Genomic DNA, 24,062 nt, shown 5'->3' with positions numbered 1-24,062 from the left:
AGATTGGGTTCATTTATAAAATCAAATCTGACATCTGACATTAAAATTATGTGCTAATGACCTTCAATAAATGTTTGATCTTATTCGCCTTGTGTGTTAGATCCTGATAGTCTTTGTGCATAATGGTAACATGCCCCATTTTTCTACCGGGTTTTGTCTGCTTTTTTCCATAGAGATGTACAAAAACATTATCCATTTTTAAGACCTCGTCAAGGTTTTCATAAACTGCTTCACCGGAATATCCTTCGGCGCCGAGAAGATTTACAATGGCAGATGGAAGTATCGCATCAGTATTTCCCAAGGGATAACCTAACATGATACGCCATAACATATCATATTGACTGGAATAATTGGCTTCAATGGTATGATGCCCGCTGTTATGTACACGTGGTGCTGTTTCATTGACCAACACTTCTTCATTCTTATCAACAAAAAGTTCTACAGCAAATAATCCCGGGCTATTCAACCCTTTTACCACACGTAAAGCGATGGCTTCTGCTTTCCAAAATACTTTTTCCGGAAGTGATGCAGGACTCAATTGATAATCCAATAAATTTAACACAGGATCAAATACCATTTCAGCAGGAGGATACAATGCTGTTTCTCCTTTATCATTCATCGCAACGATCATTGCGATCTCTTTATGTATAGGCACCATTTTTTCAAGTACCGCTGGTGCATCAAATCCTTTTTCTATTTCTTGCTCATCACGAATGATCTGAACACCTTTTCCATCATATCCACCTTGTCCGATCTTATGAACAGCCGGTAAAAAAGCAGTGTGGTCTTTTAGATCACTCAGCTTTTCTGTGATAACAAATGAGGAAGTAGGGATATCATTTGATTCATAGAATTGCTTTTGAAGGATCTTATTTTTGATCGTTCTGATCGCAGAGGGTTTGGGATACACTTTAACGCCTTCAGCTTCGAGTTTTTCTAATGCATCCACATTCACCGACTCAATTTCGATGGTAAGAACATCCAGCCCTTTCCCAAATGCATATACTGCATCAAAATCATTGATATTTCCCAGAACAAAATGGTGACAAAGATGCGCGGCCGGACAATTAGGGTCGTTTTCCATTACCCAAGTTTCTACTGTGTAATTGGCTGCTGCTTGTAACAGCATACGGCCCAACTGGCCACCTCCAAGAATTCCTGCTTTCATGTCTGCGAAGATAAGGGGAACTGGGTACTAGGGTATGGGTCGTGGGTGATAGGTTATTTTTTGATGTTGAAGAAGGGTTTCTAAATCCGATAACCCATCGTCCATAACCCATTATCTATCCCCAAAATCCCTAACTTTGAACCATGCTACCTGATTATCCTCATAAAGTCTTCGGTGACAAACGCGGATGTTATTGTCTGCTGATGGAAGCATTGGCCATGGATGCCTGATCTTGTCTTTGACGACAAAGATTTTCTCCCTATTCATTCATTTTATAAACATATTGTATGGAATCGATTGTAACTTCTGCAGTACAGTCTACTACTACTGATTTTTTACCCTTATTGGGCACTGATTATGTTGAATTTTATGTCGGCAATGCAAAGCAAGCCGCTCATTTTTATAAAACAGCTTTTGGCTTTCAAAGTTTGGCTTATGCCGGACCTGAAACAGGGGTAAAAGATCGTGCCAGCTATGCTGTCAGACAAAACAAATTGACTTTTGTTTTTACAACCGCACTGCGTACCGATAATCCGATAGCAGATCATGTATACAAACACGGAGATGGTGTGAAGGTATTGGCATTGAAAGTAAACGATGCTACGGATGCCTGGAAACAAACAACACAGCGCGGTGGTAAGAGCTATATGGAACCGCAACGATTAAAAGATGAATTCGGAGAAGTAGTCATCAGCGGTATCCATACTTATGGAGATACTGTACACCTTTTTATTGAAAGAACAAATTATACCGGTGCATTCTTACCTGGATACAGAAAATGGGAGAGTCATTATAATCCAAGTGAAACGGGATTACTGTACGTCGATCATTGTGTGGGTAATGTAGGATGGAATCAAATGAATCCTTGGGTTAAGTTTTATGAAGATGTGATGGGCTTTAAGAATATCCTCAGTTTTGATGATAACGATATCTCAACCGAGTACTCAGCGTTGATGAGTAAGGTGATGAGTAATGGAAACGGATTCGTAAAGTTCCCGATCAATGAACCTGCAGAAGGAAAGAAAAAATCACAGGTAGAAGAGTACCTCGATTTTTATAATGGAGAAGGCTGTCAACATGTGGCACTGGCAACAAATGATATTGTCAGAACCGTCACCGATCTTCAAAACAGAGGTGTTGAGTTTTTAAAAGTTCCTACCACCTATTATGATGATTTATTGGATAGAGTAGGACATATCGATGAAGACCTAAATCCTTTGCGTGATCTGGGAATCTTGGTGGATAGAGATGATGAAGGATACTTATTACAAATTTTTACCAAGCCCGTTGAAGACAGGCCTACACTTTTCTTTGAGATCATTCAGCGGAAAGGGGCTAAGAGTTTCGGAAAAGGTAATTTTAAAGCCTTATTTGAAGCCATTGAAAGAGAACAGGCGGATAGAGGAAACCTATAATTGAAAGGAAATTATAAGACCGGAATCTTCGCAACGATTCCGGTCTTTTTATACAATAATCCTAACTTGCCAACGTTTCAATTTAACAGTAGCTTCAACAATCACATCTTGATCATTTAGTATTTTGCAATAATGAAATACCCCCTGTTATTTCTTTCAATATTGATGACCGCGGTATCCGTCAACGGACAGTCAGGTTTTATTGAAAATCAACGTGTGTTTCCCAGGGTTGCACAGGCCATTCGCTCCAAAGAAGATAGTTTGAAGAAACAGTTCGCAAATGCTAAACTTCAATGGCCCGCAAAAGATGTTTATATCCGAAGCTTTAAGTATGATAGTCAATTGGAAGTATGGGTAAGAAATACTTCAGCAGAACCTTATAAGTTATTCAAAACCTATAAGATATGCGCGCTTTCAGGAACGCTTGGGCCGAAAAGAATGGAGGGTGATTATCAGGTGCCGGAAGGATTTTACTATATCAATGAATTCAATCCCAAAAGCATGTATCACTTATCATTGGGATTGAATTACCCCAATGCATCAGATCTGCTTTTAAGTGATTCCATCAAACCGGGAAGTGATATATACATTCATGGTAGTTGTATCACCGTAGGATGTATCCCAATTCAGAACGATCAGATCGAAGAATTGTATGTGTTGGCCTCACATGCCCGTAATCAGGGACAAGACTTCATACCTGTTCATATTTATCCGGTTCGTTTCAGCAATAATAGAAGTCAGGAGTACTTGGATAGAAATAGTAAAGAAGATAAAGAATACCAAAAGTTCTCAACCCGTTTAAAAGAAGTATATGACTACTTCGAAGAAAACAAAAAGCTGCCATTGATCTCCGTAAACAAAAAAGGGGAGTACGTTATATTATAATGGCAGATCGCAGATTTCAGATTTTTGTAAGAAATATATCTTCGATACAATAAAGAAAGTCGAAAGCAAGATTCCAACTACTCATTGCTCCATCTTTTCTTCACGACATGATACAACTGCATGGCATCAGGGGTTAGCTTGAAGACAAATATTCCTGCGATCATAATACCCGAAAAGACAACCGCATTACAAATAATTGCTATCCAGCCACTCAAAGCACTGAAAGACTGTTTACAGATAAAATAAGCTGCAACAGCTAACAATAGAGAATACAAGGTCTTCATGGTAAATGGCTGCATATTGAATTTCCGTCTCAGAAATTCATAGCGTATAAAATTATAGGTAGCATACGCTATCAATTCGGCATAAGCCGATCCGATAATGCCATACTCTTTGATCATGAAATAAGTTAGTGGTAATCGAAGCCCGATCAACACCACTCCACTGATGAAATCAAATCGCCAATAAGTTGAGGTATTGATAACCATGGCATTCAAACCGGTGCCCGCATCAATAATTCGTACAATCCCTAAAATGAAAATAACATTCAAACTATTCAGATAATCTTGCTGAATATTCAACACTTTGATGCCCTCTTCTGCATTCAGCCATATATTACCGAAAATGAATAATGACATCAATAACAGATTGATACAGGATCTTGAATAGATGCGATGAATCTCGCCATAGTTTTTGTCTTTCCAAGCCCTGGAAAGAAAGCTCGAGGAAACTGCCTGAATACTTCTCTGCGGAACCTGAATAACATTCGCCGTGAATTGTGCAAACACAAAAATACCGACAGCTGTAAGTCCTTGAAAACCCGCAATGATAAAGCTATCAATGGTTGCAGCAACAGATGCGATCAATGTGCCTCCATAAATCAGGATCTGCATTGAGAGTATCTTTTTCCAGAACTTCCTGGTTACCCTGCTGATTTTAAAATGAAAGTGAAGGTGACCACTGCGTAATAGGTAGATGAATAGAAATAAAAAGATAGCTAGGTATTGAAATGCAAAGAGGTAGATGAACACGGTGAAACTGATCCATTTGAAATAAAATAGTCCGATCAATACACTGGTAATAACCCTGAGTAATGTCTCCTTTAAGAAGTTGGATACCACAGATAATTGCAATGCCCAGCTAAATCCTTCTATCACAGAAAAGAATAACATCCCCATGGCGAATGGAAACATCCAGTAATAGTAATTCAGGATTAAAGGGGATTTCTCTTGGTACTTTTCTACAAAAAATGGTTGAAATACAAAACCACTGACCAATACAATGACAAATCCAATGATCGATGCCAACATGGCCCAACTCATCAGATCGATCTTGCGAGGCTCAAGATTATCCTTATAATAAGGGTAGAATTTATAGATGACCGGAATGACACCCAAGGCTCCAAAAGCCATCATATTTTGTGCGAAATCAAAGAAAATACGCGTCAGACCAAACTGCTCGGGGGTAAAAGAACCATTTTTGGTGTAGAAATAATGATTGACAAACCCAATGGCAAAACCAATATAAACCAGTACGCTGGAAATGATGGTTTGTTTACGAATACTTCCCATGGGCCTGTTCGATAGATTCCTGTAAAAATAAGGTGCAGAAAACTAGTTTAAACAGATTTTACTGGGGTAGCTGCTAAATAAAAGCAAAAAAGAAGCCACAGATTCACAGATTAGTTCTTTAATCTGTGAATCTGTGGCTTTACTCAACACACTTCAATTATTGCTTCTTTAACTTGTCTTTGAACACCTTCTCGAATTTCTCCAATTTAGGTCTGATCACAAATCTGCAATATCCCTGATTGGGATTGTCATTGTAATAGTTTTGATGATAGTTTTCTGCCAGATAAAAATTCTTGAAAGGTTCAATGGTAGTAACGATGGGTTTATCCCAGGCACCACTTTTATCCAATAATGCTTTGTATTGTTCCGCTTTTTGTTTTTGTGTTTCGTTGTGATAATAAACCACACTTCGATACTGTGGCCCAATATCATTGCCTTGCTGATTTGGAGTTGTAGGATCGTGGGTCTTCCAAAAAACCTCTAAAAGCTCATCATAAGTGATCTTTGAAGGATCATAAACGATCCGTGCCAGCTCCACATGACCCGTATTCTTATCACATACCTGTTCATAGGTCGGATTCTCCACAAATCCACCACCATATCCACTAACTACTTCCAATACACCTTCCAATCGTTGAAAGAAAGCTTCTGTACACCAAAAACATCCTTCGCCAAATGTAGCCGTATCGGTAACGATACCACTATAATTCACCTTCGTATTCATATTTGTTACTTTTTTTGATGGCTGTTGGGCACAAGAAGCAAATACAATTGCCCATACCATTACACTCAAAATAAATCGCATATTAACCTTTTTTATAAAATTAGGTGTTGATTCTATAACAAATAGACAGCATGAATGTTCTAACCTTACAAAAGGGTTGTTAATCTCTGATTCTTTGATCTTTGATTGCTTGATTAGTGAACTGATGGTTCATGTCCTACACCTGATTAAGGAAATCAAAAAATCACAGATCTAAGATCAAAGATCACCTTTACCTTTGCGCCTTAATCGTAGTACAGAATTATGCGTTTGTATCCTGAAACAGCTTTGACTCAACTGGAATTTGATAAGGTCAGAACTTTATTGGAAAGTCACTGTAAAACCTTGCATGCCCGTGAGAAAGCAGCCCAATTAAGGATCCATACACGCAAAGAATATATTCAATTAGCCCTGCAGCAAACATTCGAATTCAAATCTATTCTTCAACAGGCGCAGTATTTCCCCAATGATTTTACCCTCCCTTTACAACAGGAACTTCGCTTATTGGGAATTCCCGGTGCACTGATCACAGGAGAACAGTGGTTACAGATCAGGAAATTATCGGAAAACACTGCCAATATTTTTCGATGGTTTGATACAGAAAGAAGACAGGCTTTCCCGGCCATGGCTGAAGTGATCAAAGATGTTTATTACGAGAAAACGATCATTGAAATGATCGATGAGGTGATCGATGAACAGGGAAATGTAAAAGACAATGCCTCACCCGATCTTCAAAAGATACGGATGAGCCTCTATCGCAAGAGAAACGAATTGCGAAGAATGTTTGAAAAAGTGATCGCTAAATTGGCCAAGGCCGGATATACAGCAGACATTGATGAAAGTTTTAGCAATGGCAGGAGAGTTGTTGCTGTTTTTTCAGAACATAAACGTCAGGTGAAAGGGATTCTACATGGAGAAAGTGACAGTAGAAAAACTTCCTTCATTGAACCGGAAGAAACCATTGATCTGAATAATACCGTGTTTGCACTGGAGCATGATGAATTAAAAGAAGTTCAACGCATACTCAGACAACTCACTGCTCGTTTATCCGTTTATGCTCCATTGCTTTCTCAATACTTATTGATCTCCGGAGAATATGATTTCATCAGAGCGAAAGCCAAACTGGCCATTGAAATGAATGGACAGTTACCTGAGTTATCGGACAAGGCGCATGTACACTTGATCAATGCCTTTCATCCCTTGCTTCTGTTGTATAATAAGACCGCCAATAAACCAACGATACCCGTCACACTTACATTGGATGAACAGAGCCGAATCCTAGTCATCAGCGGGCCCAATGCAGGTGGTAAAACAGTAACGATGAAAACGATCGGACTGAATCAGCTCTTACTGCAAAGCGGATTATTGGTGCCGGTAAGTCCGGATTCTCAGATGGGTATTTTTAAGCAGTTGTTTATTCACATCGGCGATACCCAAAATCTTGAATTTGAACTGAGCACTTACAGCAGTCATCTTTTACACATGAAGTCTTTTATTGAGTCTGCTAACGGAAAGACTTTATTTTTTATTGATGAATTGGGTAGTGGAAGTGATCCGAATCTGGGTGGTGCTTTCGCTGAAGTGATCATGGAGGAATTGGCACGCAAACATGCATATGGTGTTGTCACTACACACTATCTCAATTTGAAAGTGATGGCCAATCATACGAAAGGTATCATCAATGGTGCGATGCAGTTTGATGAAGTCAATCTTCAGCCTATGTATAAACTGATCGTTGGTAAGCCCGGCAGTTCCTACACTTTCGCGATTGCAGAAAGAATCGGATTGCCACAACACCTGATCAACAGAGCACGAAAGCTGGTAGAAGAAGACCATTTCAAATTGGATCGTTTGTTGAATAGAACCGAACAAGATCTGCAGCAATTGGAGCAAGAAAAAAAGCAACTCCACAAACTGCTCAGAGAAAACGATCGTTTGAAAAAGGAAATGGAAGTGGTGATGGACAAAGAACGACATCGTCAGCAAGTGGAATTATTGAAACAGCAGAACAGAATCACTGAGGATCGTCTTGTGTACCTGAAAGATATGGAGCGTAAACTCAAACAGATCGTATTGGATTGGAAAAAATCAGAAAATAAGCAAGAGGTCATCAAAAATTTACAGCATCTTTTATTCAAGCAAAAAGAAACCATTGTTGTAAATAAACTGGCGAAAAAAGTAGACCTGAAATACAAAGAACTCAATCAACAAATTGTAATAGGCTCGCTGGTGAAGTTGAGAAAGAACTACCAGGTAGGGGAAGTGAAAGAGATCCGGGGAAAAAGAGCCATCGTGCAAATTGGATTACTACCCATGCACGTCGACCTGTCAGATCTCGTCGTAGTTGAAAAACTTGAAGAGAAACCCACTTCCTAGTCCTTTCGTTTACAAAGAACTTCTCTGTAGCCCTTTCCCAATAAGGCTTTCAAAGTTTTTATCGGTTCTTTCTCTATTTTTTTTGGTAAATATCATTCAAAACGTACTTTTGCGCCGGAGAGATGGCAGAGCGGTCGAATGCGGCGGTCTTGAAAACCGTTGACTGTCAAAGGTCCGGGGGTTCGAATCCCTCTCTCTCCGCTTACGCCCACCATAGTTTTAGCAACGGTGGGCTTTTCTTTTATATACACGTCTAAATTCTGATATACTTCGACAGACGAGTTCGTTTTACTATTTTTATTTCAAGCTTTAGACACTCCGAAACGAAATCATTAAAAGTAAAACAATTGCATGCAGATTTTTCTCGTACTTCTTCTTGTAATTATCGGGTTAACGGTACTGACATCTGTATATAAAGTTTCTCCATTCGTCTCATTTTTAATTGTTTCAATTTGCGCCGGGTTGCTTCTTGGGATGCCTCTTATGGCAATTGTAAAATCATTGCAGAAAGGGGTGGGAGATATGCTGGGCTCCATCATCATCACCCTCGCCTCAGGAGCCATGATCGGTAAACTGGTAGCAAATAGTGGAGCTGCAACCGTTATTGCTGAAAGAGTCATTCGTATATGCGGTCAACAATATCTTTCCTGGGGTATGATGTTGACCGGACTCATCATCGGAATTCCTTTGTTTTACAATGTGGGGTTTGTTTTGGTGATCCCGATCATATACAGTTTAGTTTACAAATTCAAACTACCCGTTATACCGGTTGCAATACCCATTTTAGCTGCTCTATCTGTAGCCCATAGTTTATTACCGCCACATCCATCACCGGCTTCTTTGATCGGTATTTTTAATGCGAGTATCTCAAAAACATTTCTTTACGGAATGATCGTAGCCATTCCAGCGGTTGTATTGGCAGGTCCTATTTTTTCGAGATTTCTGATTCGCATCAAAACAACTTCATCACGTTTCGATTTTCAGGAAACTGTACAAGCTGAAAATCAACCTTCTTTGGGGATCAGTATTCTTTCTGCCTTAATGCCCATCTTCTTATTACTAGTCACACTCCTGACTTCTATCATCTTCAAAGCAAATGATAGCATTGCAAAAATTTGTGACTTCATCAATGAGCCTTCGATTTTAATGTTATGCTCCTTATTAATTGTGACGCTTTTATTAGGGAAAAGACAAGGTATGTCTGTACAAGCGATCATGACGACCTATGACCAAGGAGTCCGAGAGATCGCTACAATTATTTTGATCATAGGAGCGTCGGGAGGACTGAAACAAATACTGATTGACAGTGAAATGAGTAATGAAATTGTCGCTGTTTTACAATCGGTACAAATTCATCCACTCGTGCTTGCCTGGCTGGTAGCTGCGCTTATTCGACTCTGTCTGGGATCTGCAACAGTAGCGGGTCTTACGGCGGCAGGTATCATTGCGCCATTGATCACACAATTAGATGTAGAACCGAATTTGGTCATTTTAGCGATTGGTTCAGGCAGTATCTTTTGTTCACACGTGAATGATACGGGTTTTTGGATGTTTAAAGAGTATTTTAATGTTTCAGTAAAAGATACATTTTTATCCTGGTCATTGATGGAAAGCATTGTTTCAGTAGTTGGATTACTGGGAGTTTTGGTATTGAGTTTGTTTATTTAAGCTTAACTGATGTATGAAGCGAAGTGCAAAGATCTATTTGTTGATGGGTGTATCCGGAAGTGGCAAAACCACTATTGGACAGTTATTGGCAGCTCAGTTGGGTATTCCGTTTTTTGATGGAGATGATTTTCACTCCGCAAGTAATATCGAAAAGATGAAAGCCGGTATACCTCTTGATGATAGCGATCGGTATGAATGGCTCAAGAATATAAATAGAATAGGCAATGAGGCTTTAGTAGCTGATAGATCGGTGATAATAGCCTGTTCGGCATTGAAAAAGAAATACCGTGAGATCATCGCGGAGCATATGGAAGGTTCTATTTTTTGGATTTTTTTACAAGGATCAAAAGAGCTGATACAAAAAAGGATGGCAACCAGAAAAGAGCATTATATGCCCATTTCGCTTTTACAATCTCAGTTTGATATCCTTGAAATACCAAATGAAAGTATTAAGATTGACATATCACTCGATAAACAAACTATGGTGAACACAATTTTAGAGGAAACCAATAAGTCTACATTAGGTGTTGTTGGGTTAGGTGTAATGGGTAAAAGCCTGGCCAGAAACTGGGCACGAAACGGAGTAAAGCTTTCGCTGTATAACCGATATATAAAAGGTGTCGAGGAAAAAGTTGCTGAAAATGCAATTCATAATTATACAGAGTTGAATACTGCATTAGGTTTCGTAGATGTAAAACCTTTTGTACAATCGTTAATGCAACCTAGGATCATCTTTATGATGATAAAGGCCGGCAGAGAAACAGATCAATTTATTGATGAAATTTTACCACACTTAGAAGCAGGGGATATTTTAGTGGATGGAGGTAACTCTCATTATGAGGATACGAAAAGACGTATCGCTTATCTGGAAAAGCAACAAATTCATTTTATCGGCACAGGCGTCTCCGGTGGTGAAAAGGGAGCGTTAAATGGTCCGAGTATTATGCCTTCCGGCCCTTTTGAAGCGTATAAAAAAATAGAACACCTATTAAATACCATTGCAGCAAAAGATAAAAATGGCAAACCCTGCGCTGCATATATTGGGCCGGATGGATCAGGACATTTTGTAAAAATGATCCATAACGGAATTGAATATGCTGAGATGCAACTGATCGCAGAAACATATGCATACTTACGGTATGTTCAGGGATTAGCCCCCAATAAGATCGCTGATCTATTTCATGAATGGAATCAAGGAACACTTCGTAGTTATTTACTTGAAAGCACCGTTCATATCCTGCAAAAAAAAGAAGGCGATGCTTATTTGATCGACCTGATTTTAGATGTTGCAGGCAATAAAGGCACTGGAAACTGGGCTACCATTTCAGCTTCTGAATTGGGAATACCTGCGGGAATGATTACCGGTGCATTGTTTGCACGGTATGTATCAACCCTCAAAGAATCAGTGTGTAACTTAAGGCAACAGACAGTTACAAATAGTACTGATCAGTCGCTCAGCTTGAATACAGTAAAAGCTGCTTATACTGCAGCACGAATCATCAATCATCAACAAGGTTTTTTGATCTTGAAGGCGGCTTCACTTGAGTTTAAATGGGATCTGGATCTTTCCAACATAGCACGTATATGGACCAACGGTTGTATCATCAGAAGCGCATTAATGGAAGAAATGATCATCGCTTTTCATCAACACGATGAACTGTTTAACGATGATAAGATCCAGCAGGAAATCATAGCGTTGAAGCAAGATCTGAAATCCTTTTGTATCCACTCTTTGGCATCTGACTTGTCGATACCTTGTCATGCAGCTTCATTGGATTATTTGAATTCACTGCATGCAAAGCATGCAACTGCGAATATCATACAAGCACAAAGAGATTTTTTCGGCGCCCATACTTATCAAAAGAGGGATGATGTCACTGGGACATTTTATCATACAGAGTGGTAATCTAATTACTATATGCAGCTATTCACATCAATTCTTCATTACTTCCTGCATTTTATAGCGCCCATTTTCATTGCGTATATTTTTTTCAGGGATAAATGGAAAACCGTATCGATCATCTTTTTGCTAACCATGTTGGTTGACCTGGATCATTTATTGGCGACCCCCATTTTTGATCCATGCAGGTGTAGTATTGGTTTTCATCTGATGCATAGCTGGTATATGATTGCCCTTTACTTTTTATTACTATTTACAAAACTTCGAATTGTGGGTATTGGATTATTGATGCATATGCTGACCGATCAGATCGATTGTTGGATGCATGGTTACACCTGTTTGTAAATCCTAAAGTACGTATAGTGTCATTTCCTCACAATCATGCTCCGCTATATAAACAGGAAAGGGGTGTTTCTCCATCCCGGAAAACTCACCTGCTTCATCCATTTCTTTGAAAGCTTTATGCAGAAACAACCTTGATTGATACTGATAGTAAGTCATCAGGTCTTGTCCTAATTGCAATAATTCGTGTTCTTCATCTGCTTCATCGATCATGATGGAACAATCAGGCCAAACACCTGAAAAATCAGGGCCTTTTGCAAAACCGGTATAATGACCCGGTGGTAGTTCACGGTATAAATATCTCGGCTCTGCAATAATGGGAAAACTCAATTCTTGTTTAAAAAAATTGATCCCGGAGTCGTAATGAAAATACCAATCATACCCGATCTCCATTGCACCGGATTTCATCATTTGCGGTCTTACATCAGCATCAAACAAGCAAGATCGCAATTCATTTTTCAAATAAGTGACACATTCTTGCTCATTCAGGGGATGTGTATCAATAAAATTTGAATAAGGGTTGATGGCTGCGATATCAGTAGCTTTATCTCCAATCTCTTCTTCAACATTTGCACCGTCCATATCAATGAGTTCACCTCTTCGATACATATCAAGATAATCAGCATAACGTTTGAATAAAGGGGTATACAAACGATCCCTTATTTCATTATACTGCTTCTCTAGTTGCTCATATAGTATCTCATTCAGTGAACTTCGATTCATGCTAACCTATTTTTCCGGTAAAAAAACTTCCGCCATCATACATCTGGCACTACCACCACCATTGGTTTCAATAGTAGTGATATCAGAATGCAGTATCGGATTGTATTTTTCGATGCGCTGAACCTGATCAGGTGTTAAACTATGATATGCCTGTGATGACATTACCAAATAATGCTGTCCGGTAGTATTCTTCACCTGAAGCATATTTCCTGCAAAATGATTCATCTGATCAAAACTGATCTCAATGATCTCTTTTTTTGTATCCTGCAAGGTTTCTGTAACAGCGGTTCTTTCCTTGCTATCTGGAATTGAATCCAGACAGATCACTGCAAATCTATCCGCTATACACATCATCACATTGGTATGATAAATCGGGTCTCCTTTACTATCCACGGAAGTAAATGCAACCGGACGAAATCCTGCTTTATTGCACCAATCATTTAGCACAGTGAGATCTGTCCTGGGAGACAAACAAGCATAAGCGATTTTATTTTCTCGATCCAATACCATGCTTCCGGTTCCCTCTAAGAAAACATGTTGTTGCTCATATGTACTCAAATCAATGGTATTTGCAACCTGAAACTTCTCAGCGATCGCTGATAGTACATGAGGCTTGCGCTCAAGTCTGCGATTCACTGCGAACATTGGATATAAGAATATTGTTCCGTCTGTATGAAACGATATCCAGTTATTGGGAAATACGGAATCAGGTGTATGAGGCTCAGGTGTATCTTCTACAACAGTTACCTGAACTCCGGCATTTCTTAGGACAGATACAAACCGATCAAATTCAGCCGTCGCTTTTGCACTTACTTGCTCATCTGCAGAAGCCTGCTGAAAACTATTATTCACTGCCGTTTCTGCATTAAAATCAAAACGAACAGGTTTTATCATCAATAGATTTGAAGTTGTCTGCATGTTGGTTGTCATTTAAATTTAGTATTGCGGTTCCTAGTTGACAGTTGACAGAAGAGAAATTGTTTTCCTGTCAACCGTCAACTATCATCTGTCTACTCAAATATCTTCTCTCCACAATGGCATACTCATACAATGAAATCCACCACGAGCTCTTGACAATTCTGCGGATGGCATCAATATGAGCGTGTCTGTCATGGTTTCCGGGTTCAATTCACCACTTTCTAGTTTGGGTAATAATTCTTTCACATGAATAATGGTAAAGCCAGCTTTTCTGAAAGCTTCGGTTGTTTTATCATTACGATCATAACCCAATACAACACCTTCCTTCAATGCCAGCAAATTGCAGGAGTCTGTCCATTGTTCGCGAGCATTGTAGGGAAATTCATTGTTACCGGAAAAAATAAACCGTACATCATTCTCACAACGCAGGTCTGTCAGACTGATATCCTGTAAAAGATCTTCCAGACTATCGAAATAAACAGGGTTGTCCGGACACTTCTTATGGAATTGTGTGATCTTAATTTTTTCATCTTTCTTAACCTGTAATTCTCTTTCGATCACGCTATCATCTTCATGCTTTACGGCTTTACGCGAGAAATTTCCCAGCATTACCCATACATCTCTTTTCACCTGTGTGAAAACAGTATCAATATGCATATAATCTCTTTTCTTAGGAATACGAACGATCGTGACCTTATCCATCAAACTCTTTTCAAACATCACATTCGTGATCATCGCAGCAGCTTCTGCAGAAGTACGTTCACTAACACCCACGAGTAAATGGTTGTTACTGACAACCATGATATCACCGCCTTCCAGTGTTGTTTTGCGATCATCTTCTTCCTCTTCCGGCATCAAAAAACTCTGATTGGAATCCGCCAATTCAATGACATTATTTTGCCATGGAGCGAAAATGGGGTGATGGAAAAAGATATACTTTGCCAGAAGGGCTTCTCTTGTACGTGCTTTCTTGGCAGGCTTATTTAACAGTACATGGTCTTTGATCGTGATCCCAATATCTCTGGTGAAAATGAAGTTAGGAATAGGAGCGAACAGTAATTTCTTATCCGCTGATGTACCGGAAATAAATGTTTTAGCCAGTTCTTTGGCACTATAACCCAATAATTCCTGTTGGGTTTGAAAAGTACAACCTTCAATGGCAGATACAGATGCTACCAATTGAGAGCGGATATCTTCATTTTCCAGAATTTCAGCCAATAACCACTGTAGCTCTATGACTTTATCTGATTTATAAAATCCATCAGAGTCGGGTTTAAAAAAAGAACGATCGTTTCCATCAATCTCCTGGAGCTTTCCTTTGATCTTTACAGGATCCAGAAAATACAGCAACAGTTTGGTGTAATAATCATATTCATCCTTACGAATGGTATCCAGATGAACGATGTCTTCGAATAACCAGTCTTGGGCTTTGGAAGGGACTACTTTACCCAAGCCACTATCAGGACTATGTACCAATAAACGTTTTAAAGTACCTATTTCAGAGGTAACATGCAATGTATGTTCCATACTAATATTGTATTAAATAAATGAAGGGATCAAGATTCCCGAAATGCAGTAATGATCAGAATAACAAGAAGCGAACTCAGTGATCAGGCATAGAGTTCAGTCCACGATACATCCAGGCGAAGTGAGCGGTCAGGAATGTGATGGTAGAACAATGATTCATGCGACAAAACTAAGGATTTCTTTTGATTGGGTCATTTCCACGCAAACTACCCTTAGAATCAATGATTTGGAAGCGAACAAACAATTCTTCCGTGTACCATTTTTCTTGTCTCGTCTTACGTACCACATCTGCATGTTCTTGTAAACGATAGGCGAATGATTTCATATCTTCTTTGGATTCCCAGATACTAAAAGTTGCTTGTTTGATCCAGGGTACTTCACCAATTCCTACAGAAGTAATAAATCCGGGTGCTCCACTCATTCTCTGTGCAACAGCATCAACATGTTGCCAAAATCGGGATAGTTGACTAAGTCTGATGGTAGCCCTTGTTATAACAGCTATTCTTCCTGCATAATCTGTGTGTTTGGGTAATGTGCCAAAGACTTCTTTTCCATCCCACAAACCATGTCCTTCAATAGGACGAAGGATCAGTTCCCATTTTTCACACCTAAATAGATTCCACCATAAAATAAAAAAGCCCGATACCGGTACTTTTTCGTCCTGAATGATCTCCATGATCGCCCATTGGCGCCAATCGGGCGTTTTATCGAAGCTACCATTTCTACCACAGCCCATTAGCTTCCAAAATGAAATATCTTTTCTCAGCCAAAGCGGAAAACGAAAGAATGCCATGGATAAAAAGCCTGCCCATCCGAACCAAGCTGGATAACGTACTATGGTGAGTCGTGTAAGCATATGATAGTCGCAAGCTATACGCTGCAGGCTGCAAGTTTATGTTAAATGAATTATATCTGAATGATCATGTGAGTAATTAAATATAGTGATTCCAAAAAGCTTGAGACTTGTAGCTTGAAGCATGCAGCTAAATCCTTATTTTCCCATCATGAATCAAACGCTTCTAACAAACATTCACCAACTGATAAATGTTCGTCAGCAACCCATGCTATTACGGGGCAAGGAATTAAGCCATTTGCCGATCCTTGAAGATGCATGGCTATTGATTGTAAACGGAAGGATAGCAGATTTTGGGTCTATGAAGGATTGTCCGGAAGGAACAAATATCGTTGATCTACAAGGCGCCAGTGTAATGCCATGTTGGTGTGATAGTCATACGCATTTGGTATTTGCAACAAGTAGGGAAGAAGAGTTCGTAGATAAGATCAAAGGGATGACATATGCAGATATAGCGGCTAAGGGCGGAGGAATCCTGAATTCTGCAAGGAGGCTTGCTTTGACTACAGAAGAAGATCTCTATACATCTGCAAAACAGCGATTGATCGAAATCATACGGTTGGGAACGGGAGCTGTAGAAATAAAAAGTGGCTATGGTTTATCAGTAGATGCAGAAATAAAGATGCTTCGTGTGATCAAAAAGCTAAAAGAAACATCACCCATACCCATCAAAGCAACATTCCTTGGCGCTCACACCTATCCAACATTGTTCAAAGAAGATCATGAAGGTTATATCGATCAGATTCTGCTTGATATGCTACCGATCATTGATCGTGAACAATTGGCTGATTACATTGATGTGTTTTGTGAGGATGGTTTCTTTTCTCCGGATGAAACAAAACGTATCTGTGAGGCAGGAAAACAAATCGGATTGAAACCAAAAATTCATGCCAATCAATTGAATCTTTCGGGCGGTGTTCAAACGGGAGTGGCGGTTGGAGCGCTATCTGTTGACCATCTGGAAACCATGGATGAGGCAACCATTCAATTGTTAGCCTCTTCAAATACCATTGGTACACTTTTACCAACAGCTGCCTATTTTCTGAGAATGCCCTTTCAGCTTGCAAGACAATTGATTGACGCCGGTACTGCCATTGCATTGGCATCTGATTACAACCCCGGATCCAGTCCGAGTGGGAATATGAATATGGTTGTGTCCATGAGTTGCATACAAATGAAAATGTTACCGGAAGAAGCGATCAATGCAGCCACATTAAATGGAGCTTATGCAATGGAAGTAGAGAAGGAGGTAGGAAGTATCACGATCGGAAAAAGAGCGAACCTGATCATTACCAAACCCATTCCTTCTGTAGCATATATTCCTTATGCCTTCGGATCCAATCTGATAGATAAGGTACTCATCAATGGAGAAGTGTTTAAATAGTCCATGGTACATAGATCATAGACAATGGAGTATGAACTATTTAAAAAATCAGTATATTCATAGTAAATCCATTTACATTGCAACTACCTCACTTAAAGATCTATAACAAACAGGATGTTCTGTCTGTAACCCGAATCAGAAGATTTGAAACCAAAATTGGTGAACGGGTTCAAGTCATCAAAGATCCTTCAGCATTGGAGTTGTCTTTGCAACAGTCAAGTGCCCCTTTTGTATTGTTGGGTATCCCTGAAGATATTGGCGTGCTTGCCAATCAAGGTATTGGTGGCTGTGATTCCGGGTGGATCGCTTTTTTACAAACATTCCTGAATACACAGAGCAATGATTTCTTTGAAGGAAGTAGTATTCTCTTACTGGGTCATTTTGATTTTTCAGATGCCAAAAATTTAATCGAGCAAAACGCACAGAGCTACGATGAAAAGTTAGCCGCATATCGACATGCCGTTAATATGATCGATGATGAAGTAGAACAGCTAATACATGTGATCACACAAAATAATAAAATACCCATTGTGATCGGGGGTGGACATAATAATGCTTATCCATGTATCAAAGGGGCTGCAAAAGGTTTGTATAAAGCTGGCTTGATCCCTATTGCACAGATCAATGCGATCAATCTGGATGCCCATGCAGATTTTCGTCCAATGGAAGGAAGACATAGCGGTAATGGTTTTTCTTATGCCGAAGCAGATGGATATCTAGAGAAATATTGTGTCTTAGGCTATCATGAAAATTATCTTCCGCAAAATGTATGGATGGACATGGTCAATAATCCATTCATTGATTGTATCAGTTATGAAGATATTTTTATCCATGAAAAAAGAACATTTCTTCAATCGGTAGCACATGCGACCGGATTTACTGAAGATTCCTATTGTGGAATTGAATTAGATATGGACGTGATTGAGAATGCTGTCAGCAGTGCTTCAAGTCCGGCAGGTATTTCTCTTGCACATGCCAGACAATACATCAATTTCACAGCTACAGATAGCAAGGTTGCTTATTTGCATATTTGCGAGGGGGCATCACAACTTGCAGATGGGAGGTCGGGCCATCATACCGGAAAAATGATCAGTTATTTGGTTACTGATTTTGTAAAAGCCATGTTTACCAGTCGATAATTCAAGTCAAAAGCAAAAGACGAAACATAGAAAATACTACGCTTTTTGCAAAGGCGTTTTGTAGGTTTAGATGAGGTCTCACGTGTTGATTTCTTATCTTTACTTCATGCTTTGGAAATGTCGTTTTATTGGATGTAGTATTTTCCTTTTATTCATCGCTCATACAAAAGCTGCCGATACACTTGTATCTTTTAAAATATTACAAAGATTAGAACAGTTGCAGGTAAAGGAATCGGGTGTATTTCCTAAAGGATTGTTTCCATCCTATCGCATTTATGCTTTAAATCAACATCAACAAAAAGCAGATATCAATATATTTTTCACTGCGTTGATCGCGTTTACATTACGTGATCTAATGCCTGATCTGACAACGTATCAGCAATCCATTGCAAAAAGGATCATTGATGAGTCGTTAGTAGTGAGCAATAAATTTAAAAACCGAAAGGGAAGGAATACCTATAATTTCTGGCCTACAGATACACCTCAGATCTTTCCGAATTCCGGATGGATGAATCTATTCAATAAAAGTCAGGCACTACCTGATGACTTAGATGATACTGCTATCATGTTATTAGCCCTTGCGGCAGATAAACCTATTGCAGAAGAAGTACATAAGCTCATGCAAGATTATAGAAATGGCGGCATATCTAAGATCAAAAATACCTTCCCGGAATACCGTACTATACCAGCTTACTCAACATGGTTTGGCAAAAAAATGCCGGTTGATTTTGATGTATGTGTATTGGCCAATGTATTGTTAATGGTTCAGCGTTATGATTTAGCATGGACAAAAGCAGACTCAGCAAGCTTAGATCTCATCGTTCGTGTGATTCAGGAAAAGAAACACTTGAGTCATGCATCCTATGTATCACCGCATTACAGTAACCCTGCTATTGTTTTGTATCATATGTCCAGATTGATGTCTACAAAAAAGATCATAGCATTGGAAGCATTAAAATCTCAAATGGTGAGTGAAGCAAAGGAATTATTGCTACAATCTTCCTCATTTCTTGAACAAGTGATCTTATCCACTGCGTTGTTAAAATGGGAAGTGATGCCGCCTATTGTTACACCCAAAAAAGTGACTTCATTCCGAGAATTGACGGAAGATGAATCCTTCTCGTTTTTTATTGCCAATATGGCTTCTATGTTACCTGACCAATTAAAACAGTTCACAGGCAAAGCCCAACTAGGTAAATTCTATTACTATTGTCCGGCATACAATCAACTTCTTTTATTAGAACACTTTATTACTAATCAGAGAATGGCTTTACATTCGCAATAAATTTCCAGGCATGTCGATACATTCCGATGTTTTTAAAACCATCAGTCAGGAATTAAAAGAGAAAAAGGTGACACTGGTCGCTGTCAGCAAAACAAAACCTGTTGAAGATATTGAAGCCTTATACCAGTTAGGTCAAAGAGATTTCGGTGAGAATTATGTCCAGGAATTGGTAGATAAACAGGCAAGCTTACCAACAGATATTCGCTGGCATTTTATCGGACACTTACAATCTAACAAAGTAAAATACATAGCACCCTTTGTTCATCTCATACATGGTGTGGATAGCCTTAAATTATTGAAAGAGATAGATAAACAAGCTGCTAAAAACAATCGCATTATAGATTGTCTGTTACAAATCCATATCGCAACGGAAGAAACAAAATTTGGAATGGATCAACAAGAATTAACGGCAGCAATGGAACAACTCGAACACTTCCCTAATGTACGTGTATGTGGACTTATGGGAATGGCATCATTTACTGATGATCAGGAAAAAGTGAGAGCAGAATTTAAATCCCTTTATGATATTTTCAATACATCTGGTATTGGCCATCTGCCATCTGCCATTCTCAGTATGGGTATGAGTGGCGATTATAAAATTGCCATCGAAGAGGGGAGTAACATGGTAAGAATTGGGAGCTTATTGTTTGGGGCGAGAATATATTCTTAAATCAATTGCCACTGAAAACACTGAGATAGACAAAAACTTTCTGTGCAATTCTGTGTTCTCAGTGGCAATAAATCCTTACTTCTTACTCTTAGCATAATCAAATACCAACTGGCAGAAAGCTTTCACACCCAGATCGAATCCACTTTCGTCAATATAGAAGTCAGCGGTATGATGTTGTGGCGCCTTATTGACATCCTGATCTTTTGGCATACCTCCAAGATAGAAAAAGAAGGAAGGTGCTTTTTCACCATAAAATGAAAAATCTTCTGCTCCTGTATCCCAATCACGAGTAACCACTTTCCCTTTGCCTGCAGCTTTTTCAAGAAAAGGCAGTGTCAGTTTAACCAACTCAGGATCGTTATAGGTCACCAATGTTTTTGTATCAATGGTAACTTCCGCTTCTGTACCATTACTTGCAGCAATATGTTTAACTGTATTGCGAATTCTTTCATGCACTTCTTTTTGCATCTTACTATCCAGGGTTCTGATGGTACCTAACATCTCACAGGTCTCAGGAATAATATTATTTCTTACACCTGATTGTATGGCTCCTACAGTGATCACAACTGGCGCTTTCGTCAATTCCATTTGTCTACTTACAATATGTTGCAATCCTTCAATGATCTGTGATGCGGATGCGATCGGATCAATGGCTTTCCAGGGTTTAGAACCATGTCCGCCCTGACCCTTGACCACTATTTTAAACCAATCAGAAGACGCCATAAAAGCACCTGTTTTATATTGAATCTCTCCAACAGGGATCGTTGAGTTGATATGTAAGCCAAATACAGCTTCTACTTTTGGATTATCCAATGCACCCTCTTTGATCATTAAAGAAGCGCCACCTTCTTCATTTGCAGGTGCACCTTCCTCAGCAGGTTGAAACAAGAATACAATGGTACCTGGTACATCTGCCTGCATTTTTTTCAAGACAGATGCAGTACCCATAAGTATAGAAGTGTGAGAATCATGTCCGCATGCATGCATTACACCAACCGTTTGTCCATTGAACTCGGTCGTAACTTTTGATGCGAATGGAATATTTACGCGTTCAGTAACAGGTAATGCATCAATATCAGCTCTTAGTGCAACAACAGGCCCAGGTTTACCACCCTTTAAGATGGCTACTACGCCTGTTTTAGCAACATTCGCTTTCACTTCTAGACCGATTGATTTCAAATACGCAGCGATATAAGCGCCCGTTTTAAATTCTCTGTTTGATAATTCAGGATTTTGATGAAAATGACGACGCCATTCAACCAGTTTGGGTGTAATATCTTTTACCAGTTGAGGATAGGAGGTTGGTAATTCCTGTGCGTGTATAGCTAAACTGCTACCTAAGGCCAAAGCCAAAAAAGAAAATCTCATGTAAGTATATTTTGGTCATTGAAAGTTACTGTTTTCTGAATGTATATGGATCATATTCTACAAAATCATTTACAGGGATATCAATGCTGACAACCTGTTGCTGTTGTGTTTTGAACTTGACAGAAAAAATACCAAATGCAGGGTTACTGTAAGAAAGTCGCCATTCTTCATTGTCCATATACTGTAATCTTGCACTGAGTTGTCGATGTCCATCAAATTTGATCATCAGATCACGATCCTCTTTTACAATATGAATTGTTCCATAGAGCGGATGAACATATTTACCTGTATAAGCGATCAATGAAAGCGGAGGCTCTTTCAATTGCTGTATTCTTTTATCGTATGCATTGATACCGGCAAGTTTGCGATCCTCCATTTCACGAAAATGTTTATACGCTTCCGTATGTTTATCTATGAAGGCCGCTCCCATATAGGCCGCTAGTATTTGGTGTCTTAATATTTCAAAAAATGACTGATTATCATTATTCGTTAAGATCACGATACCCAATTTTTCTTCCGGCACAAAACAGGTATTACTAACAAATCCAAAAGCACCTCCTGTATGCCAAAAGACCTGCTTCCCGAAGTAATCGGTCATAAAGAGTCCCAGTCCATATCCCGTGAAATGTGAAGACGTATTTGTATTCAGTCTGCTGGATAAAGTAATGTTGACATCTCGGGTTTTTTGAATCACCTGCCATGGCAAAATGGTTCTTCCTTCATATCTGCCACTGTCTAACTGCATGATAAGCCATTTAGATAAGTCATGAACACTGCTCACCATACTGCCTGCAGGCCCTAAATTATCAACCTGATCATATGGCAATTCTGTGATCTTACCGGTGAATGAAGTGGTGTATGGTTTTGCAACATTGGGACGTTGGTTCATACCTGTGACCAGCGTATGGGTATTTTTCATTCCCAAGGGCATTAATAAGCTATCATATACATAGACTTCCCATGGTTTTCCGGTAATGACAGGGATGATCTCTCCAGCAGTTAAATAGCAGCTATTACAGTACCCAAAATCCTGACGAAAAAGTCCAGTGGGTTTCAATAACCGCATTTTTTGCATGATTTCTCTTCTTCCAATCTTTCCATTCCAGAAAGTAAAATCACCTTGGAAGGTCTTTGTTCCAATACGATGTGATAACATGTCCCGAATGGTGACCTGTTGAGTAGTCAATGAGTCGAATAATTTGAAATCAGGAAAATAACGAATGATCTTATCATTGAGCGATAGCAACTTTTGATGCTCCAATTGCGCAATAGCAGTTCCTGTAAATAATTTACTGTTACTAGCGATCATGAATAAGGTATGCTCAGTGACCGGCGCATGTGTGGTGGTGTTTCTTTCACCAAATCCTTTCATATAAACTGTCTTACCATCTTTTACAATTGCAATCGAGAGACCCGGAATTTGCCAGTCTGCCATTCCTTTTTGTATATACTTGTCAAGGCTGTCACCAATAAACGTAGGGGATTGAGCAAGCGGCTTTTGAAAAGAAAAAAGTAAAAAAAGTATTCCTACAACAAATTTCATATTGGTATTTAAAGGGAAATTACTGAATTAATGCCTGACAGATTTAATTTACAATGCATGATTTTTTTATTTAATTTCAGACTCTAAACTTTTTATATGAAAAAGATCAGTTTGAGTTTAATGGCTGTGAGCATCGTGTTATCTGCCAATAGCAGTATCACAGAGCCTACCGAAGTCATATCCGGTAAAAAAGAAGTCACAACACAACAAGCTCCTGTAATGAATGATGTAGTGGTGGAAGATGCTATTCGTGAATTCAAGAGCTTAAGCAGGACTGAACGAAAAGCGAGGATCAAAGAAGTAAAAAAGATCGCAAGAGAATATAAAGCTGCAAAAAAAGCAGGAAGTGATGTACAAACCAATACAGTATTGCTGGCTATTCTTGCCGTGTTGTTGCCACCTTTAGCTGTTGGACTTCATCAAGGAGAACTGAATGGTAAATTCTGGTTAAGCGTATTGCTTACTTTGCTATTCTGGTTACCGGGTGTTATTTATGCGTTGATCGTTGTATTAGGCTGATAAATAATCAATGTAGAATGTCCAATTTCGGAGTTGGACATTCTA

At 39.2% G+C, this 24,062-nt stretch carries 20 protein-coding genes and 1 tRNA gene; 12 read left to right on the top strand and 9 right to left on the bottom strand.

Annotated features, from left to right (window positions below; all coding sequences use genetic code 11):
* Positions 1-46: 46 nt before the first annotated feature.
* Positions 47-1,168, bottom strand: coding sequence for a 5-(carboxyamino)imidazole ribonucleotide synthase (locus ABXG83_RS02870; protein WP_353549985.1), 1,122 nt, complete (start codon positions 1,166-1,168; stop codon positions 47-49).
* Positions 1,169-1,455: 287 nt separating this feature from the next.
* On the opposite strand from ABXG83_RS02870, the gene hppD reads away from it, so the two are divergent.
* Together hppD and ABXG83_RS02860 are read left to right on the top strand one after the other, a co-directional pair.
* A complete protein-coding gene (gene hppD / locus ABXG83_RS02865) occupies positions 1,456-2,583 on the top strand; it encodes a 4-hydroxyphenylpyruvate dioxygenase (RefSeq protein ID WP_353549984.1) in 1,128 nt (375 codons plus the stop codon).
* A 132-nt stretch (positions 2,584-2,715) separates the two neighbouring features.
* A complete protein-coding gene (locus tag ABXG83_RS02860) occupies positions 2,716-3,468 on the top strand; it encodes a L,D-transpeptidase family protein (RefSeq protein WP_353549983.1) in 753 nt (250 codons plus the stop codon).
* A gap of 77 nt (positions 3,469-3,545) precedes the next feature.
* Here the strand turns inward: ABXG83_RS02860 and ABXG83_RS02855 are convergent, their stop codons facing one another.
* Complete coding sequence (locus ABXG83_RS02855) at positions 3,546-5,039, bottom strand: oligosaccharide flippase family protein (RefSeq protein WP_353549982.1); 1,494 nt, start codon at positions 5,037-5,039, stop codon at positions 3,546-3,548.
* 157 nt (positions 5,040-5,196) lie between these two features.
* The gene (msrA, locus tag ABXG83_RS02850; RefSeq protein WP_353550752.1) at positions 5,197-5,763 is read right to left on the bottom strand and encodes a peptide-methionine (S)-S-oxide reductase MsrA; all 567 of its coding nucleotides are present in this window, start codon (positions 5,761-5,763) and stop codon (positions 5,197-5,199) included.
* Between the two features lie 303 nt (positions 5,764-6,066).
* On the opposite strand from msrA, the gene ABXG83_RS02845 reads away from it, so the two are divergent.
* The 5 genes from ABXG83_RS02845 to ABXG83_RS02825 all read left to right on the top strand — a co-directional run bounded on the left by ABXG83_RS02845 (position 6,067) and on the right by ABXG83_RS02825 (position 12,091).
* A complete protein-coding gene (locus ABXG83_RS02845; RefSeq protein ID WP_353549981.1) occupies positions 6,067-8,178 on the top strand; it encodes a DNA mismatch repair protein MutS in 2,112 nt (703 codons plus the stop codon).
* A gap of 116 nt (positions 8,179-8,294) precedes the next feature.
* Positions 8,295-8,379, top strand: a tRNA-Ser gene (locus ABXG83_RS02840).
* Positions 8,380-8,529: 150 nt separating this feature from the next.
* Positions 8,530-9,846, top strand: a complete 1,317-nt coding sequence (locus tag ABXG83_RS02835) for a gluconate:H+ symporter (protein WP_353549980.1) — start codon at positions 8,530-8,532, stop codon at positions 9,844-9,846.
* A 13-nt stretch (positions 9,847-9,859) separates the two neighbouring features.
* Positions 9,860-11,752: an NADP-dependent phosphogluconate dehydrogenase gene (gene gndA / locus ABXG83_RS02830; protein ID WP_353549979.1), complete on the top strand. Its 1,893-nt coding sequence runs from the start codon at positions 9,860-9,862 to the stop codon at positions 11,750-11,752.
* Between the two features lie 12 nt (positions 11,753-11,764).
* Positions 11,765-12,091, top strand: coding sequence for a DUF6122 family protein (locus ABXG83_RS02825; RefSeq protein ID WP_353549978.1), 327 nt, complete (start codon positions 11,765-11,767; stop codon positions 12,089-12,091).
* Positions 12,092-12,094: 3 nt separating this feature from the next.
* On the opposite strand, the gene ABXG83_RS02820 is transcribed toward ABXG83_RS02825, so the two are convergent.
* The 4 genes from ABXG83_RS02820 to ABXG83_RS02805 all read right to left on the bottom strand — a co-directional run bounded on the left by ABXG83_RS02820 (position 12,095) and on the right by ABXG83_RS02805 (position 16,112).
* Complete coding sequence (locus tag ABXG83_RS02820) at positions 12,095-12,811, bottom strand: hypothetical protein (RefSeq protein WP_353549977.1); 717 nt, start codon at positions 12,809-12,811, stop codon at positions 12,095-12,097.
* A 6-nt stretch (positions 12,812-12,817) separates the two neighbouring features.
* Positions 12,818-13,729: a citrulline utilization hydrolase CtlX gene (gene ctlX, locus ABXG83_RS02815; RefSeq protein WP_353549976.1), complete on the bottom strand. Its 912-nt coding sequence runs from the start codon at positions 13,727-13,729 to the stop codon at positions 12,818-12,820.
* A 96-nt stretch (positions 13,730-13,825) separates the two neighbouring features.
* Positions 13,826-15,256 carry an arginine deiminase family protein gene (locus ABXG83_RS02810; RefSeq protein ID WP_353549975.1) on the bottom strand — a complete coding sequence of 477 codons (1,431 nt, stop codon included), beginning with the start codon at positions 15,254-15,256 and terminating at the stop codon, positions 13,826-13,828.
* Between the two features lie 169 nt (positions 15,257-15,425).
* Positions 15,426-16,112, bottom strand: coding sequence for a spheroidene monooxygenase (locus tag ABXG83_RS02805; RefSeq protein ID WP_353549974.1), 687 nt, complete (start codon positions 16,110-16,112; stop codon positions 15,426-15,428).
* Between the two features lie 148 nt (positions 16,113-16,260).
* Here ABXG83_RS02805 and hutI point away from each other — a divergent pair, with 148 nt between their 5' ends.
* The 4 genes from hutI (at position 16,261) to ABXG83_RS02785 (ending at position 20,587) form a co-directional block, all read left to right on the top strand.
* Positions 16,261-17,493 (top strand): imidazolonepropionase, encoded by a 1,233-nt coding sequence (gene hutI, locus ABXG83_RS02800; RefSeq protein WP_353549973.1) that lies wholly within the window; start codon positions 16,261-16,263, stop codon positions 17,491-17,493.
* A gap of 77 nt (positions 17,494-17,570) precedes the next feature.
* Positions 17,571-18,632, top strand: a complete 1,062-nt coding sequence (locus ABXG83_RS02795; protein ID WP_353549972.1) for a formimidoylglutamase — start codon at positions 17,571-17,573, stop codon at positions 18,630-18,632.
* A 106-nt stretch (positions 18,633-18,738) separates the two neighbouring features.
* A complete protein-coding gene (locus ABXG83_RS02790; RefSeq protein WP_353549971.1) occupies positions 18,739-19,917 on the top strand; it encodes a hypothetical protein in 1,179 nt (392 codons plus the stop codon).
* 10 nt (positions 19,918-19,927) lie between these two features.
* Positions 19,928-20,587 carry a YggS family pyridoxal phosphate-dependent enzyme gene (locus ABXG83_RS02785; RefSeq protein WP_353549970.1) on the top strand — a complete coding sequence of 220 codons (660 nt, stop codon included), beginning with the start codon at positions 19,928-19,930 and terminating at the stop codon, positions 20,585-20,587.
* A gap of 75 nt (positions 20,588-20,662) precedes the next feature.
* On the opposite strand, the gene ABXG83_RS02780 is transcribed toward ABXG83_RS02785, so the two are convergent.
* Together ABXG83_RS02780 and ABXG83_RS02775 are read right to left on the bottom strand one after the other, a co-directional pair.
* Positions 20,663-21,955, bottom strand: a complete 1,293-nt coding sequence (locus ABXG83_RS02780; protein ID WP_353549969.1) for an amidohydrolase — start codon at positions 21,953-21,955, stop codon at positions 20,663-20,665.
* A 25-nt stretch (positions 21,956-21,980) separates the two neighbouring features.
* Complete coding sequence (locus ABXG83_RS02775) at positions 21,981-23,498, bottom strand: serine hydrolase (RefSeq protein ID WP_353549968.1); 1,518 nt, start codon at positions 23,496-23,498, stop codon at positions 21,981-21,983.
* A 96-nt stretch (positions 23,499-23,594) separates the two neighbouring features.
* Between ABXG83_RS02775 and ABXG83_RS02770 the strand changes: the two genes are divergently transcribed.
* The gene (locus ABXG83_RS02770; protein ID WP_353549967.1) at positions 23,595-24,017 is read left to right on the top strand and encodes a YqaE/Pmp3 family membrane protein; all 423 of its coding nucleotides are present in this window, start codon (positions 23,595-23,597) and stop codon (positions 24,015-24,017) included.
* Positions 24,018-24,062: the final 45 nt, after the last annotated feature.

This window comes from Sediminibacterium sp. KACHI17 (assembly GCF_040362915.1).
In the GTDB taxonomy this organism is placed as follows: Bacteria; Bacteroidota; Bacteroidia; order Chitinophagales; family Chitinophagaceae; genus Sediminibacterium.
Note: the sequence above shows the minus strand (reverse complement) of the source record. Positions and strands in the feature narration are given on the sequence as shown.